General features: G+C 72.8%; 16 protein-coding genes and 1 riboswitch. Of the genes, 10 read left to right on the forward strand and 6 right to left on the reverse strand.

The genetic code is table 11. The annotated features are described in order from the left end of the window. Window positions 1–133: 133 nt before the first annotated feature. Entirely contained in the window at window positions 134–499 is a 366-nt protein-coding gene (locus ACWD35_RS28850; RefSeq protein ID WP_451354235.1) for a nuclear transport factor 2 family protein, read from the forward strand. A gap of 24 nt (window positions 500–523) precedes the next feature. Here the strand turns inward: ACWD35_RS28850 and ACWD35_RS28855 are convergent, their stop codons facing one another. After that, on the reverse strand, window positions 524–1,072 hold the full coding sequence (locus ACWD35_RS28855; RefSeq protein WP_451354236.1) for a MarR family winged helix-turn-helix transcriptional regulator: 549 nt from the start codon (window positions 1,070–1,072) through the stop codon (window positions 524–526). Window positions 1,073–1,131: 59 nt separating this feature from the next. Here ACWD35_RS28855 and ACWD35_RS28860 point away from each other — a divergent pair, with 59 nt between their 5' ends. From ACWD35_RS28860 to ACWD35_RS28875, 4 genes are all read left to right on the forward strand, one after another. Next, window positions 1,132–1,995: a hypothetical protein gene (locus ACWD35_RS28860; RefSeq protein WP_451354237.1), complete on the forward strand. Its 864-nt coding sequence runs from the start codon at window positions 1,132–1,134 to the stop codon at window positions 1,993–1,995. A 27-nt stretch (window positions 1,996–2,022) separates the two neighbouring features. Further along, window positions 2,023–2,103: riboswitch (ZMP/ZTP riboswitch) on the forward strand. Between the two features lie 25 nt (window positions 2,104–2,128). Then, window positions 2,129–2,977: a bifunctional 5,10-methylenetetrahydrofolate dehydrogenase/5,10-methenyltetrahydrofolate cyclohydrolase gene (locus ACWD35_RS28865; RefSeq protein WP_451354238.1), complete on the forward strand. Its 849-nt coding sequence runs from the start codon at window positions 2,129–2,131 to the stop codon at window positions 2,975–2,977. Window positions 2,978–3,143: 166 nt separating this feature from the next. Then, window positions 3,144–3,725: a class I SAM-dependent methyltransferase gene (locus ACWD35_RS28870; RefSeq protein WP_451354239.1), complete on the forward strand. Its 582-nt coding sequence runs from the start codon at window positions 3,144–3,146 to the stop codon at window positions 3,723–3,725. A 19-nt stretch (window positions 3,726–3,744) separates the two neighbouring features. Further along, window positions 3,745–4,365 (forward strand): DUF2218 domain-containing protein, encoded by a 621-nt coding sequence (locus ACWD35_RS28875; protein WP_451354240.1) that lies wholly within the window; start codon window positions 3,745–3,747, stop codon window positions 4,363–4,365. A gap of 4 nt (window positions 4,366–4,369) precedes the next feature. Here the strand turns inward: ACWD35_RS28875 and ACWD35_RS28880 are convergent, their stop codons facing one another. Next, window positions 4,370–4,945 carry a TetR/AcrR family transcriptional regulator gene (locus ACWD35_RS28880; protein ID WP_451354241.1) on the reverse strand — a complete coding sequence of 192 codons (576 nt, stop codon included), beginning with the start codon at window positions 4,943–4,945 and terminating at the stop codon, window positions 4,370–4,372. A 178-nt stretch (window positions 4,946–5,123) separates the two neighbouring features. On the opposite strand from ACWD35_RS28880, the gene ACWD35_RS28885 reads away from it, so the two are divergent. After that, window positions 5,124–6,353: a glycosyltransferase gene (locus tag ACWD35_RS28885; RefSeq protein ID WP_451354270.1), complete on the forward strand. Its 1,230-nt coding sequence runs from the start codon at window positions 5,124–5,126 to the stop codon at window positions 6,351–6,353. A gap of 19 nt (window positions 6,354–6,372) precedes the next feature. Here ACWD35_RS28885 and ACWD35_RS28890 read toward each other — a convergent pair whose 3' ends face one another. Then, the gene (locus tag ACWD35_RS28890; RefSeq protein ID WP_451354242.1) at window positions 6,373–7,398 is read right to left on the reverse strand and encodes an alcohol dehydrogenase; all 1,026 of its coding nucleotides are present in this window, start codon (window positions 7,396–7,398) and stop codon (window positions 6,373–6,375) included. A gap of 181 nt (window positions 7,399–7,579) precedes the next feature. Further along, window positions 7,580–8,242: a TetR/AcrR family transcriptional regulator gene (locus ACWD35_RS28895; protein WP_451354243.1), complete on the reverse strand. Its 663-nt coding sequence runs from the start codon at window positions 8,240–8,242 to the stop codon at window positions 7,580–7,582. A gap of 154 nt (window positions 8,243–8,396) precedes the next feature. Between ACWD35_RS28895 and ACWD35_RS28900 the strand changes: the two genes are divergently transcribed. Together ACWD35_RS28900 and ACWD35_RS28905 are read left to right on the forward strand one after the other, a co-directional pair. Beyond that, the gene (locus ACWD35_RS28900) at window positions 8,397–9,662 is read left to right on the forward strand and encodes a YncE family protein (RefSeq protein ID WP_451354244.1); all 1,266 of its coding nucleotides are present in this window, start codon (window positions 8,397–8,399) and stop codon (window positions 9,660–9,662) included. Window positions 9,663–9,816: 154 nt separating this feature from the next. Further along, window positions 9,817–10,923, forward strand: coding sequence for an XdhC family protein (locus ACWD35_RS28905; protein ID WP_451354245.1), 1,107 nt, complete (start codon window positions 9,817–9,819; stop codon window positions 10,921–10,923). A gap of 18 nt (window positions 10,924–10,941) precedes the next feature. Here the strand turns inward: ACWD35_RS28905 and ACWD35_RS28910 are convergent, their stop codons facing one another. Together ACWD35_RS28910 and ACWD35_RS28915 are read right to left on the reverse strand one after the other, a co-directional pair. Next, window positions 10,942–11,538 carry a GNAT family N-acetyltransferase gene (locus ACWD35_RS28910; protein WP_451354246.1) on the reverse strand — a complete coding sequence of 199 codons (597 nt, stop codon included), beginning with the start codon at window positions 11,536–11,538 and terminating at the stop codon, window positions 10,942–10,944. A 41-nt stretch (window positions 11,539–11,579) separates the two neighbouring features. After that, window positions 11,580–12,092, reverse strand: a complete 513-nt coding sequence (locus tag ACWD35_RS28915; protein ID WP_451354247.1) for a metallophosphoesterase family protein — start codon at window positions 12,090–12,092, stop codon at window positions 11,580–11,582. 88 nt (window positions 12,093–12,180) lie between these two features. On the opposite strand from ACWD35_RS28915, the gene ACWD35_RS28920 reads away from it, so the two are divergent. Next, the gene (locus ACWD35_RS28920; RefSeq protein WP_451354248.1) at window positions 12,181–12,618 is read left to right on the forward strand and encodes a MarR family winged helix-turn-helix transcriptional regulator; all 438 of its coding nucleotides are present in this window, start codon (window positions 12,181–12,183) and stop codon (window positions 12,616–12,618) included. A gap of 7 nt (window positions 12,619–12,625) precedes the next feature. After that, a complete protein-coding gene (locus ACWD35_RS28925; protein WP_451354249.1) occupies window positions 12,626–14,026 on the forward strand; it encodes an MFS transporter in 1,401 nt (466 codons plus the stop codon). Window positions 14,027–14,030 lie beyond the last annotated feature (4 nt).

Genomic DNA, 14,030 nt, shown 5'->3' on the forward strand with positions numbered 1-14,030 from the left:
GGCGGGCCGCGCTCACCCGTGAGGCGGAGCGGGCCGCCTGCGCTTGCCGTGTCCGCCGGGGCGGAGGAATCTCGAAGGTGGAGCCGGTACGGCCGGCTCCGCACCCGGCCACGGGCGCCTGAAGGAGGTCACCATGGGCACCGCGACAGGCTCCGACTTCACCACCGAGACACTGCGCCGGGCCATAGAAGGGACCACCGGGAACTCCCTTCTGGCGCTCTACGCGGACGATGCGGAGATCCGCATCATCGACCAGAACACCCAGCCCAGCCACCCCAGGATCGTGCACGGCCGGAGCGAGATCGCCGAGCTGCTGGACGACATCTACCGCCGCGACATGATCCACAAGCTGGACCAGTGCATCATTCAGGGCGACCGGGCCGCCTTCAGCGAGTCCTGCCAGTACGGGGACGGAAACCGCGTCGTCGCCGAGTCGATGGTCACGTTGCGTGACGGCAAGATCGCCGAACAGATCCTCGTCCAGGCATGGGACGAGTAGGCACAAGGTTCGCGAGGGTCCGGGTCACCTCTCGGCTGACCTGGACCTTCTCGGCGCGTGCGGCGCTGGGGCGGGCGCGGCCGGGGCGCCCTCGGCGGCCAGCACCAGCGTCCGCAGCAGGTCGGCGAGTGTCCGCTGTTCTTCTTCGCTCAGTGCTGCGAGCAGCGCGCCTTCGCCCTCGCCTTCGGCTGCCGCATGCGCCTCGAACGCGGCGTGCCCGGCCTCGGTGAGCCGTACCCGCACCCGCCGCCGGTCGCCGCTCTCGTGGGTACGGGTGATCAGCCCCGCTTCCTCGATGGGCGCGAGCCGTGCGGACAGCGCGCCCCGGGTGAGCCCGAGGTGGTCGGCGAGGCGCGAGGGGCTGGACTCGTAGGGGGGCCCGGACCTGCGGAGCATCAGCAGCACCTTGTACTGCCAGTACTTCAGGCCCGCGTCGTCCAGCACCGCCCGGCGGGCCTGCGCCGTGTGCCGGGCCAGGATCGCCAGCCGGGCGATGATCGCCTCCTTCACCGGGTCCAGCCACTCCAGTTCACGTGCCCAGACGGCCACATGCCGGTCCACCGAGTCCTGCACCGCTGCCTCCCACAGTAGTTTTCTTGTGGATAATTTTTCATCTAACTACCGTTCCGCGCATGGCAATTTCCTCGAAGACACATCTCGACACCACCGTGGAACTCGACGAACTCCTTGCTGCTGTGCGGGAGTTGCGGATCGCGGGCCGCTGGGAGCGGGCCGCCGCCCTGCTCGACGCGGCCAGGGTCCACGAGCCCGCGGCCCACGCCCGGATCACCCGGGCCGCCGCCGAAGTCGCCCTGGAGCGGGACTGGTTCGCCGGGACGGACACCGCGGCCGAGCGCATCGCCGAGGCGGAGAAGGCGTTCCCGCACGGCGACTGGGACACCGACGTCCTCCGGCTCCGGCTCACCTACGCCGGGCTGCTCCTGGTCGACGGCACCCTGCGCTTCGGCCCCCGGGGCAAGGACCCGCAGGCCCTCGCGGCGCTCCTCGACCGGGCGCGGGAGCTGCACGACACCGCCCCGGACGAGGTGCGCCGGGGCTGGGCGGCGATGCACCTCGGGCTGATCACGGACAACCACTTCGCCGACCAGGAGACCGCCACCGCCTGGTACGCCGCAGCCCTGCGAGCCGGGGAGGACGGCCCCGACCCCCTGCTGGCCCGCGAGGCCCTGCGGCACCTCGGCGGCCACGACCACGACACCGGCGAGCACGAGCGGGCCGGGGAACGCTGGCGCCGGGCCACCGCGCTGGGCGCCGGCGCGGGCACCGTACCCGGCACGCTCTCCCAGCAGCTCCTGCTGGCGGTGCTGGCCCGCGACAGCGGCGACGAGGCGGGCGCCAGGGCGCTGGCGGCGGAGATCGTCCGCTGGGCGCAGGCCATCGGAGCCGACCGGCTGGCCGCGCAGACGTCGGCGTTCCTGGCGGGGGCGGACCCGACGGCAGGGCCGCCCGCGGAGGGGGACGAGGACGCGGCCTGACCGGTGTACGCGCTTTCGGTTACGCTGTGTGCGGGCCGTGACTGGCGCTGAGGTGGAGCACCACCGGGGAGCGGCCCGTGGTCGATGCCGCGCGCCTGGGCGAGGAGTCTCAACCAGCTCAGGAGTGTGCAGCATGACCCAGGCCCGGCTCATGGACGGAACCGCCGTCGCCCGCCGTATCGTCGAGGACACCGCGAAGCGGGCCGCCGACCTCACCGAGCGGACGGGCACCCAGCCCTGTCTGGCCACGGTGCTGGTCGGCGAGGACCCGGCGTCCGTCACCTACGTCCGTATGAAGCAGAACCGCTGCCGCACGGCCGGTGTCGCGTCCCGGCACGTGGCGCTGCCCGCGAGCACGACGACCGCCGAACTGGTGGGCACCCTGCGGGAGTTGTCCGCCGACCCGGCCGTGCACGGCATCCTGCTCCAGCACCCGATGGGCGACCACATCGACGAGCGGGCCGCGTTCGAGGCGATCGCGCCCGAGAAGGACGTCGACGGAGTCACCTTCGCGTCGTTCGCGACGATGAGCTTCGGCCTGCCGGGCTTCGTGTCCTGCACGCCGGGCGGCATCCTGCGCCTGCTCGACGCGTACGACGTCGACCCGGCCGGGAAGCGGGCCGTGGTGGTGGGCCGCAGCGCGATCCTCGGCAAGCCGGTGGGCATGCTGCTCCTGGCCCGCGACGCGACCGTGACGTACTGCCACTCGCGCACCCGGGATCTGTCGGCGGCGGTCCGCGAGGCCGACATCGTCGTCGCCGCCGTCGGCCGGCCCAAGCTGATCCGCGGGCAGGACATCAGGCCGGGCGCGGTCGTGATCGACGCCGGCTACAACCCGGGCAACGTCGGCGACGTCGACTTCGACTCGGCCGTGGAGCGGGCCTCGCTGATCACGCCGGTGCCGGGCGGGGTCGGTCCGATGACGATCGCCACGCTGCTGGAGCAGACCGTCGACGCCGCCGTCCGGCAGCTCGGGGCGTGACACACAGGGGGAGCGGGCGCGCCGTCCGCTCCCCCTCGCTCTTTCTGGAGTCATGACGCCCGGGGTGCGACACTCAGACTTGACGTAGACAGTCTGTCTCGATAAATCTGACTGTCAGGCAAGCCGGACGACGATCCGGGCGGTCATCGGCGAAGGAGAGATCCGTATGTGGCACCGGCCCGACGACATGTACGCCAGCCCTCCCCCGTGGGACATCGGCCGGCCGCAGCCGGAGTTCCGCGCGCTGGCCGACGCGGGAGCGATCCGCGGCCGGGTGCTGGACGTCGGCTGCGGGACCGGCGAGCACGTGCTCATGTGCGCGGCCCTGGGCCTGGACGCCACCGGCGTCGACCTCGCCTCCCGGGCCCTGGAGGCCGCGCGGCAGAAGGCCCGCGGCCGGGGACTCACCGCCCGGTTCCTCCTCCATGACGCCCGCAGACTGGCCGGACTCGGAGAGTCCTTCGACACCGTGCTCGACTGCGGGCTGTTCCACATCTTCGGCGACGAGGACCGCGCCGCCTTCGTCGACAGCCTGCGCGCCGTACTGACGCCGGGTGGCCGCTACTTCATGCTCTGCTTCAGCGACCGGCAGCCCGGCGACCAGGGCCCGAGGCGGGTGACGCGGGCCGAGATCACCTCGTCGTTCGCCGACGGATGGCGGGTCGACTCCATCGAACCGGCCACGATCGACGTCACCACCGACCCCGACGGCATCCAGGCCTGGCTGGCCGCCGTCACCAGGGTCTGACACCTGCGAGGGAAGCCCGATGCCGACCGCCGAAACCCGGATCGAGACCGACCGCGCGAGCCGGTACCTCGTCCAACTCTGCCGCCACACGGACTCGATGCGCGGCATGCGCCACCGGGCGCCCGCCGCCCATGGGGGCCGCCGCATGCCAGCCGTCGAGCACGTCGAGTGGTCCGACACCCACGGGACCGTGCGCTTCGCCGAGGGCCGGTGGACCCTCGACGCCACCGCGGAGGCGCTGACGCTGTGCGTCGAGGCCGATGACGAGGAGGCCCTGCGACAGCTCCGGAACGGCATCACCGGACGCCTCGAAAAGATCGGCCGACGGGACGGCCTGACGGTGACCTGGCAGCATCCCCCGACGCCTGCTCCCCTGCCCACCGGGGGCGGGAAGGGGAGACTCCGAGGCCTGGCCGGACCGGCCGGTCTTCTCGCGGTCGGCGTCCTCGTCGTCGCCCTGCACCTCGGTGTCGCCGGAGCAGTGACGGCCGCCCCCTCGTGGACGGACTGGGCCGCGGGCGGCGTCCTGGCACTCGTCGCGCTGAAGGTCGTCTTCATGGCCGGGCACGTCGTCCTGGGCCGCGCGGGCGTCCGCCGGGGCAAGGCCTTCCTGAACCGGCGCACATCCGGCAGGAGTTGACCGGTCAGCCTTGAGGACGCAGTCCGGACAGGGTGACCGCGACGAGCCGCTTGACCGCGGCCTTGGAGGTCAGGCCGCCCGCCCCGGCGAGGGCGTGGAGGCAGTATCCGGTCAGTTCGTCGGGCGTGACGTCGTCCCGTACGTCGCCCGTCTCCACCCCCTCGGCCAGCAGGCCCCGGATGAACCCGCGCAGGTGCTGCTCGGCGTGCGCCACGTGGTCGCCCCGGTGCAGGAGCGCCGACAGCTCGCCCCCATGGCCGTGCCGTTGCTGCTGGATGAACGCGTAGGCCTCCAGGACGGCGGCCAGCCGCTCGCCGGGGGTCCCGGGGCGGTCGCGCAGCTCGGCGAGCTGGTCGAGGTGACCGGTGATCTGGCGTTCGTGCCAGGCCATCATGATGGATTCGACGTCCGGGAAGTACTTGTAGAGCGTGGCCCGGCCGATGCCGCTCTCCTCGGCGATCCGCGACATCGTCACGCCCCGCAGCCCCTGCTCGCCGACGAGCTTCGCCGTGGTCTCCAGCACCGCGTCCCGGACGGCGCGGCGGTGCTCCTCGATGGTCTCGTTCCACAGCTTCGGCACCTGGTCAGTGTACGTGGCGACGGTCTCGATGCACTTCGTCCGGTTCTGGACACCCTGACTCGAAGAATCAACGAATCGGTGCATCGTCGACCGGCGGAAGCCGCGGAAGCCGTCACCGGGGCGTTCGGGCGCCGGCCGCGTCCGTCACGCCATACTGACCCTCGTGCGGATTGCCATCATGACGGCGGGATCCCGGGGCGACGTGGCTCCCTACACCGGACTCGGACACCAGCTCGTCCAGGCCGGACACGAGGTCACCCTCGTCACCCACGGCTGCTTCGAGCCGCTGGTCGCCGGGTCCGGGGTCGGGTTCCACGCGCTGCCGGTGGACCCGCGGGCCGAGCTGGAGTCCCCGCGCGGCCAAGGGCTGCACCGCAGCACCAGCGGCGTCGGGAAACTGCTGCGCCTGGCTGACCTGGCGCGGCGGCTGGTCGGGGAGATGGCGGAGGACCTGCTGGCCGCGGCGCGGCAGAGCGACTGCCTGCTCCTGTCGGCTTCGCTGGCGCCGATCGGGCATGCGATCGGCGAAGGCCTGCGGCTGCCGAGCATGGGGGTGTATCTGCAACCCCTCGCCACCACACGCGAGTTCGCCCCGCCCGTCCTCGGCCGCGGCACCTGGGGAGCGGTGGTCAACCAGACCGCGGGGCACGGGGTGAACCGCGCAGCGGAGCAGGTCTTCGCGGCGTCCGTGCCCGGTATGCGCACCCGGCTGGGGCTGCCCCGGCAGCGCGCCGGTGCCGCGATGCGGACACGGGAGCAGCGGCACTGGCCGGTGCAGCACGGCTTCAGCCCGCTGGTGGTGCCCCGCCCCCGGGACTGGCGACCGGGTCTTGAGGTGTGCGGCTACTGGTGGCCGTACGACACCGAAACCCGACTCCCCCAATCCGTACGGGACTTCCTCGACTCCGGGCCGCCACCGGTGTTCGTCGGTCTGGGCAGCGCCACCGTGCCGGACGCGGCCCGGCTCAGCGCCCAGGTCGTGGCCGCGCTGCGGCGGGCCGGGCTGCGCGGGGTGATCCAGCGCGGCTGGGGCGGCCTCGCGGCGGACGGCGACGACATGCTGACCATCGGCGAGGTGGCGCACTCGGCGCTGTTTCCGCGCATGGCCGCCGTGGTCCACCACGCCGGCGCTGGCACGACGGCTGCGGGACTGCGCGCCGGGGTGCCGGCGGTGCCGGTGCCGGTCCAGTTCGACGAGGGGTTCTGGGCGGCCCGGCTGGTGTCGCTGGGCGTGGCCCCGGCCGCCGTACCGCTGCGCCGGCTGACCGTCGGGACCCTGTCCGCGGCGCTGCTGCGAGCGACACGCGAACCGTCGTACGGCACCCGGGCCCGGACGCTCGGCGAGCGGATCCGGGCGGAGGACGGGGTGACGCCGGTCCTGGACGCCGTGAACGCGCTGGGCGGCTGAGCCTCAGGCCCGCCGGCCCTCAGCCCATGCTGAGCACCATCCGGAAGCGGGCCTTCCCGGCGAGCATCTTCTGGTAGGCCTCCTCCGCGCGGTCCAGCGGTACGGCCTCGGTCATCGGGCGGATGCCGTGCAGGGCGCTGAACGCCATGGTGTCCTCCACGTCCTGGGAGGTGCCGGACGGGTGGCCCCGCACGACACGGGCGGCCATGAGCAGCTGGACCGGGCTGATGCCCAGCGGCTCCACGTCCGCTCCGATGACCACCAGCTCCCCGCGGTGTGCCAGGCCGTCCACGGTGGCCGTGATGGCCTCGGAGTTCCCCGCGGTGGCCAGTACGGCCTTGGCGCCGCCGAGGGACTGGAGCGCCTCGGCGACCGGAGTGCCGGCGGTGCTGTCGACGTAGTGGTGGGCGCCGAGCTGCTTGGCGAAGTCGGCCTTCTCGGGGCCGCGGGCGATGGCCACGGTCTCGAAGCCCATCGCGACCGCGTACTGCACCCCGAGGTGCCCCAGGCCGCCGATGCCGAGCACCGCGACCAGGTCCCCGGCCCGCGCGGAGCTGCGGCGCAGCCCGTTGAAGACGGTCACTCCCGCGCAGGCCAAGGGCCCGGCGTCGCTCGCGGCCAGCGCGTCGGGGATCCGGGCCAGGGCGTCGACGGGCGCGACGACCTTCTCGCCGAAGCCTCCGTCGTAGGCCCACCCCGGGACCTTCAGGTTCGGGCACACGATGAAGTCGCCCTCGCGGCAGGGCCTGCAGTGTCCGCAGCTGCCGCCGAACCAGCCGACGGCCACCCGGTCGCCGACCCGCCACCCGCGCTCGTGCGTGTCCTGGCCCAGCTCCTCGATGCGCCCCGCGATCTCGTGCCCGGGGACCTCCGGGAACGTCACACCGGGCAGGGCGGCGCCCACGAACATCGCATCGCTGTGGCAGATCCCGCACGCCTCCACCGCGATCCGCACCTCGCCGGGACCGGGCTGCGGCACCTCTCGCTCGACCAGCTCGAAGTTGCCGTTCGGGGCGGTCACCTGCGCGACTCGATAGGTACTCATGCGTTTCTCCAGGTACTCATGCACGTCTCCGGGTACTCATGCACGTCTCCGGGAAAGCGGGAACGCGTATGCAAGCCTCCCGACGGCCCCCCGATGACCCCGATGCCCCCCGATCCAGCAGACCAGCTCCGGGCCGATCGCGCGCGTCGAACCGTACGGGCCCTGGAGGCCGGGCCGGAGGTCAGCCGGACGCGGGACGCCACCCCGCCGGCCGCAGGATGCCGAGCAGCTGGCGGACGAGTTCGTCGACGACCTCGTCGAGGCTCGCGGCCACCCAGCCGGCACTCCAGTCGTGGAGCAGGCCGTTGACGCTGCCGATGAAGGCCGTGGCCGCAAGGTGGTAGTCCCGGGGCGCCGCCTCGCCGCGCGCCACGGCCGCGTCGGCCTCGGCGCGGATCAGGTCGACCCAGCGTGCGCGGCGGGAGAGGCGCTGTTCCTCCAGCCGGGCGCTGACCCCGCTGATCTCCACGAAGGCGATGCGGATGCGGCGCGGGTCGGAGGTGACGTCGCGGGCGTAGGCGTGGAACAGTACGGCGACCCGCTCGGCCAGCGGCAGCCCCTCGGCCGTGGCGAGCGCGTCCAGCACCGCCCGCTCCGCCCAGGCATTGACCTCCAGGTGCAGCGCGGCGAGGACGTCCTCCAGGGTGTGGAACTCCTCGTAGAACTGGCGCGTGGACAGGCCCGCGGCCTGGCTCAGCGCGGCGACCGTGGTCCCCCGGTAGCCCGGCCTGTCGCCGAACAGCCGGAGCGCCGCGTCCAGGAACCGGCGGCGGCGCTCCGCCTTCCGTTCCTCGGCGGACCTGCCGCCGTAGCGGCCCGTCGGCGCCTTGAGCCTCCCCGACACGCTTCCCCCTCCGTCACCCACCGGCCGTCTCCCCCCGGTGAGCCCAATCTTGTCGTGCACACATCTTGTCGAGAAGGGCGCCCTCTCCTTACTTTTCAGTAAGTCCACTGTGAATGCGCCCGTGTTCAGATTCCCCCGAGGAAAGAGAGCAGTCATGCCTGCCTCCAGAACCAGGCACCTTTGCTCCGTAGCCGCCGCCCTCGTCCTGACCGTCGCGGGCCCGGCGACGGCCGCCTCCGCCACAGGATCCATCACCTCTTCCGCCGCCTCGGATCTGCGCGAGGTGCTGTTCGTCGGCAACAACTGGGACGGCACCGCCGATGTCATCAGGTCCTCCGGTGACTTCGCGAAGATCGGCAGGGTCAACGTCATCCCGGACAAGGACCAGCGGTTGGCGGAGATCAACGCCGACCCGGTCAAGTGGATCTACTTCATGGCGATCCGCAACAGCGTCGGCGAGGGCCACGACCAGTTCGCCGACGACATGTACTCCACACCCGACGGCAGGTCGGTCGTGGTCTCCCGGCCGAGCTTCGCCGACGTCGTCTCGATCGACCTCGCCACCGGTCGGATCAACTGGCGTTTCCCGGTGGCCGGTTACCGCGCCGACCACATGGCGGTCTCGCCCGACGGCACCCGGGTGGCGGTGTCGGCCTCGACCGCGAACACCGTGCACGTGCTGGACATCAACACCGGTAGGCAGCTCGGCTCGTTCGCGACCGGCGACAAGCCGCACGAGAACATCTTCACCAAGGACGGCAAGTACATCTGGAACATGTCCATCGGCAACGTCGACACCGCGCTCGACGCCCCGGCCTGGGACTGGACCAAGGGCGACCGGCACATCACGGTCGTGGACGCGACGACGTACAAGCAGGTCAGGGTCATCGACATGCGGCAGCGGCTGGACGCGATCGGGCTGAAGGACTTCTCCGACGCCGTGCGTCCGGCCGTGTTCTCCCCCGACGAGTCCAAGCTGTACTTCCAGGTGTCGTTCTTCAACGGCTTCCTGGAGTACGACGTCGCGGCCGACAAGATCACCCGGGTGAAGACGCTGCCGAAGAACCCGGCGACCAGCGAGGACCGCACCACGTGGGTCAACGACTCGCGCCACCACGGCATTTCGATGAACCCCGAGGGCACGAAGCTGTGTGTCGCGGGCACCATGGACGACTACGCCACGGTGGTCGACCGCGCCACCCTCCAGGAGGGCCCGCTGATCACCGCCTCCAAGCCGTACTGGGCCACGGTCAGCGGCGACGGCTTGGACTGCATCATCTCCGAGAGCGGCGCCGACCAGGTCACCGCGATCGACTTCGCCACGGGCCGGAAGGTGACGTCGGTCCCCGTCGGCGACCATCCGCAGCGGGTCCGGCTGGGCCATGTGCAGTCCGACTGGACCGGTCCGTCCGGCAGTTGACCCTCCATGGACGACGGCCTCCGGGGCGCCCCCACTCACTCCGGAGGCCGTCTCGCCGTCACACCGTCAGAGCGCAGCGGCGGCGAGGTGCGGGGACCGCGCCAGCGGATTAACGTTCGACTACGGGCTGTGACAGGGGGCCTAGGAGCGGACCATGCGCGAGATTCTCACCGTGCTGGAGCGGTGGTACGCCGCCCATGTGCCCTTCGGGCTCGCCACGGTCGTCGCCGTCAGCCGCAGCGCGCCGCGCGAGCCCGGCGCCGCGATGGCGGTCGGCCCGGACGGGGAGGTCGTCGGCAGCGTGTCCGGGGGCTGCGTGGAGGGCGCGGTGTTCGAGCTGGCCCAGGAGGTCACCGAGAGCGGCGAGGCGCGGCTGGAGACGTACGGGTACAGCGACGAGGACGCGTTCGCGGTCGGGCTGACCTGCGGTGGCGAGATCACCGTCCTGGTACGGCCGGTCACCCCCGCCCGGGACCCCTCCTTCGGGGCGGTCATGGCGTCGGTCGCGGGCGGCGAGCCGGTCACCGTGGCCACCGTGGTCGACGGGCCCGCTCCGCGCGGGGCGACGCTCGCCGTGTGGCACGGCACGGCCGCCGGGGGGCTGGGCACGACGGGCCTCGACGCGGCGGTGGCCGCGGACGCGCGCGGCGAACTGGCCCTCGGCGCGACGGGCCTGAGGCACTACGGGCCGCACGGGGAGCGGCGCGAGGACGCCGTCACGGTGTTCCTGCAGTCCTTCGCGCCGCCGCCGAGAATGCTGGTGTTCGGCGCCATCGACTACGCCGCCGCGGTGGCCCGGATCGGGGACTTCCTCGGCTACCGGGTGACCGTGTGCGACGCCCGCCCGGTGTTCGCCACGCCCAGCCGGTTCCCGGAGGGTGTGGAGGTCGTCGCGGACTGGCCGCACCGCTACCTGCGCGGCACGCACACCGACGAGCGGACGGTGGTCTGCGTCCTCACCCACGACCCCAAGTTCGACGTGCCCCTGCTGCGGGAGGCGCTGCGGCGTCCGGCGGCGTACATCGGGGCGATGGGCAGTCGCCGCACCCACGAGGACCGGCTGCAGCGCCTGGCCGGGGCGGGCGTCACGGACGAGGAACTGGCCCGCCTGCGCTCCCCCGTCGGGCTCGACCTCGGCGCCCGTACACCGGAGGAGGTCGCGGTGTCGGTGGCGGCGGAGATCGTCGCATTGCGCTGGGGCGGCACCGGGCTGCCGCTGAGCGCGACGAGCGGGGCGATCCATCCAAGGGGCATGGCCTGAGCCGCGGCGCCCCCGCGCTCAGGCGTCTCCGGCCACGCGCGCGTGCAGGTGCTGGTCGTGCCAGCCGTCCGCGTGCAGCAGGGCGCTACGCTGGGTGCCCTCCAAGGCGTAGCCGGCCTTCTCGGCCACCCGGCACGAAGCGGGGTTGGCGACCGAGTGGCACAGGCGGAGGCGGTGCAGGCCCAGGTCGTCCAGCGCCCACTGGGTGAGCCGCAGGGTCGCCTCGGCGACGATGCCGGCGCCGCGCGCCTCGGGCAGCACCCAGTAGACGATCTCGGCGGTGCCGTCGGCGAGGTCGATGTCGCCCCAGGCGCCGAGCCCGACGGCCGCGCCGCCCGGCCTGGCGATGGCCCACACGGCGGCGGTCTCGGCCCGCCAGCGCTCGTGCATGCGCTCGATCCTGCGGCGCGCCTCCTCGGGGCTGCCGACGGTGAACCGGTTCCACAGGCGGATCGCGGGGTCCTGCCCGGCGGCCATCAGGGCCTCGGCGTCGCCTTCGTCGACCCGCCACGGCCGCAGCTCCAGCCCGCTGGGCAGCGCGAGCACGGGCTGCTCGCTCTCAGCCATGCGACCTGCGGGAACGACGTCTGCGGGGATGCCTGCATCAGAGATCATCTCGGCATCCTGCCCGGCCGGCTCACTGCTGCGGAAGTGATTTATCCCGTGACTGTCGCGCTCGGCAGCCGGTGCAGGGTGACCTCGGTGAGCGTGCCGGCGGCGAGGGTCGCGGTGAGGTACGTGCAGTGCGGCTGCCGGCGGCGGTCGGTCGGGGAGCCGGGGTTGAGCAGGCGCAGGCCTCCGGGGGCGGTGGTGTCCCAGGGGATGTGGCTGTGGCCGAAGACCAGGACGTCGAGGCCGGGGAAGCGGGCGGCGCAGCGGGCCTCGCGGCCCTGGGCGGGCCCGGTCTCGTGTACGACGCCGAAGCGCAGCCCGTCGAGTTCGGCGTACGCCACCTCGGGGAGCCGGGCGCGCAGCGCGGGGCCGTCGTTGTTGCCGTACACGCCGATGAGGCGGCGGCAGCTGTTCTCCAGCAGGTCGAGGGTGGCGGTGTCGACCCAGTCGCCGGCGTGGAAGACGACGTCCGCGTGCGGGAGTTCGGCGAGCAGCTGGTCCGGGAGGCGCTTGGCGCGCTTCGGGAGGTGGGTGTCGGACATCAGCAGGAGACGCACCCCACCAAGTTATCCGCACCGACAATCGTCAGGTAAAACTGAACAGTCTGAACTGGACAGTCTCACCTGACGAATCTACGCTGGCGGCATGGCTCACATCTCCGACTCCGCCGCCCGCACCGCGCGCGACCTGCGCGTGGTGTTCAGCCGGCTGCGGCGCCGTATCCGCGAGGTCGCGCAGGACGCCGGCCTGACCCCGTCGCAGGAGTCGGCGCTCTCCCTGGTCGGCAAGCACGGCGCGGCCACGGCCAGCGCCCTGGCCGCCGCGGAGGGCGTACGGCCGCAGTCGATGGCGACCACGCTGGCCGCGCTCGACCAGCACGGCCTGATCCGCCGCGCCCCCGACCCCGCCGACGGCCGCCGCCAGCTGGTCACCCTCACCGAGGCCGGCCGGGCCCGCGTCGAGGGCAACAAGCAGCTGCGCGAGGAGTGGCTGGCCCGCGCCTTCGAGGACCGCTACACCGAGGACGAGCGGCAGACGATCCTCAAGGCCATGGAGCTGCTGGAACGGCTCTCGCAGCCGTGATGCGACCGTGATACCGAAGCTCGCCCGCCGTGACCGGCAAACGGACCGCCCCTCCCCCGCCGGGTTCGACCGCCGGCTGATCGCGCCGATGGTGCTCGGCTCGGTGCTGAACCCGGTCAACTCCTCGATGATCGCCGTGGCACTGGTGCCGATCGGCGTCGCCTTCGGGGCCCCGCCCGCCGAGACGGTCTGGCTGGTCTCGGCGCTGTATCTGGCCACGGCCGTCGGCCAGCCGGTCATCGGCCGGCTGGTGGACATGTACGGCCCGCGCAGGCTCTACCTCTGCGGTACGGCGCTGGTCGGCGTCGCGGGACTGCTGGGCGCGCTCGCGCCCTCGCTCGGCGCGCTGATCGCGGCGCGGGTGCTGCTGGGGTTCGGGACGTCGGCCGCGTACCCGGCGGCCATGCGGCTGACCCGCAGCGAGGCCGAACGCACCGGGCTACACAGCCCGGCGGGCGTGCTGACCGCGCTGGCCGTCGCCAACCAGACGGTGGCCGTCGTCGGGCCCGCGCTCGGCGGGCTGCTGATCGGCGTCGGCGGCTGGCGTGCGGTGTTCACCGTCAACGTGCCGCTGTCGGCGGCGTGTCTGGTGCTCGGCGCGCTGCGGCTGCCCCGGACGGCGACGCGCCGCGGCGGTGTGGACGTGCCCGGCATGGCGCTGTTCGCCCTGCTGCTGGTCGCCCTGATGGTGTTCCTGATGGGCCCGCGCGCCGACCGCTGGTATCTGCCGGTGCTGTCCGCCGCGGCTGCCGCCGGCTTCGCGCTGCGCGAGCTGCGGGTGCCGGACCCGTTCATCGACCTGCGCCTGCTCGGCGGCAACGGCCCGCTGCTCACCACGTATCTGCGGCAGTTCCTCGGCTACACCACCTCGTACGCCTTCATGTACGGATACACGCAGTGGCTGGAGCAGGGCCGCGGACTGAGCGCCTCCGGCACCGGGCTCGCGCTGCTGCCGCTGTCGGTCACCGCGCTGACCGTCTCCACGCTCACCGGGCGCCGCGAGGCGGTGCGCACCAAGCTGCTCGTCGGCTCCGTCCTGCAGTCGGCGGCCTGTGCCCTGCTGCTGCTGGTCGGCGCGGACAGCCCGTTCTGGCTGCTGGTCGCGGTCGGCGCGCTGATCGGCGTCCCGCAGGGGCTCATCGGCCTCGCCACGCAGAACGCCCTGTACCGGCAGACCGATCCCGAGCGGATCGCCTCCGCCGCCGGGCTGCTGCGGACCTTCATGTACCTCGGCGCGCTGGGGGCGTCCGCCGCCACCGCGGCGTTCTACCCGCACCGCGCCGACACGGCCGGGCTGCACGGACTGGCCCTGTTCATGCTCGCCGGCTCCGTGCTGTTGCTGGCGACGACCCTGCCGGACCGTTCACTCACCCGTACCACCACCAAAACGCCCCCTCGAAAGGCCTGAACAC

Source organism: Streptomyces sp. NPDC002671, assembly GCF_053592475.1.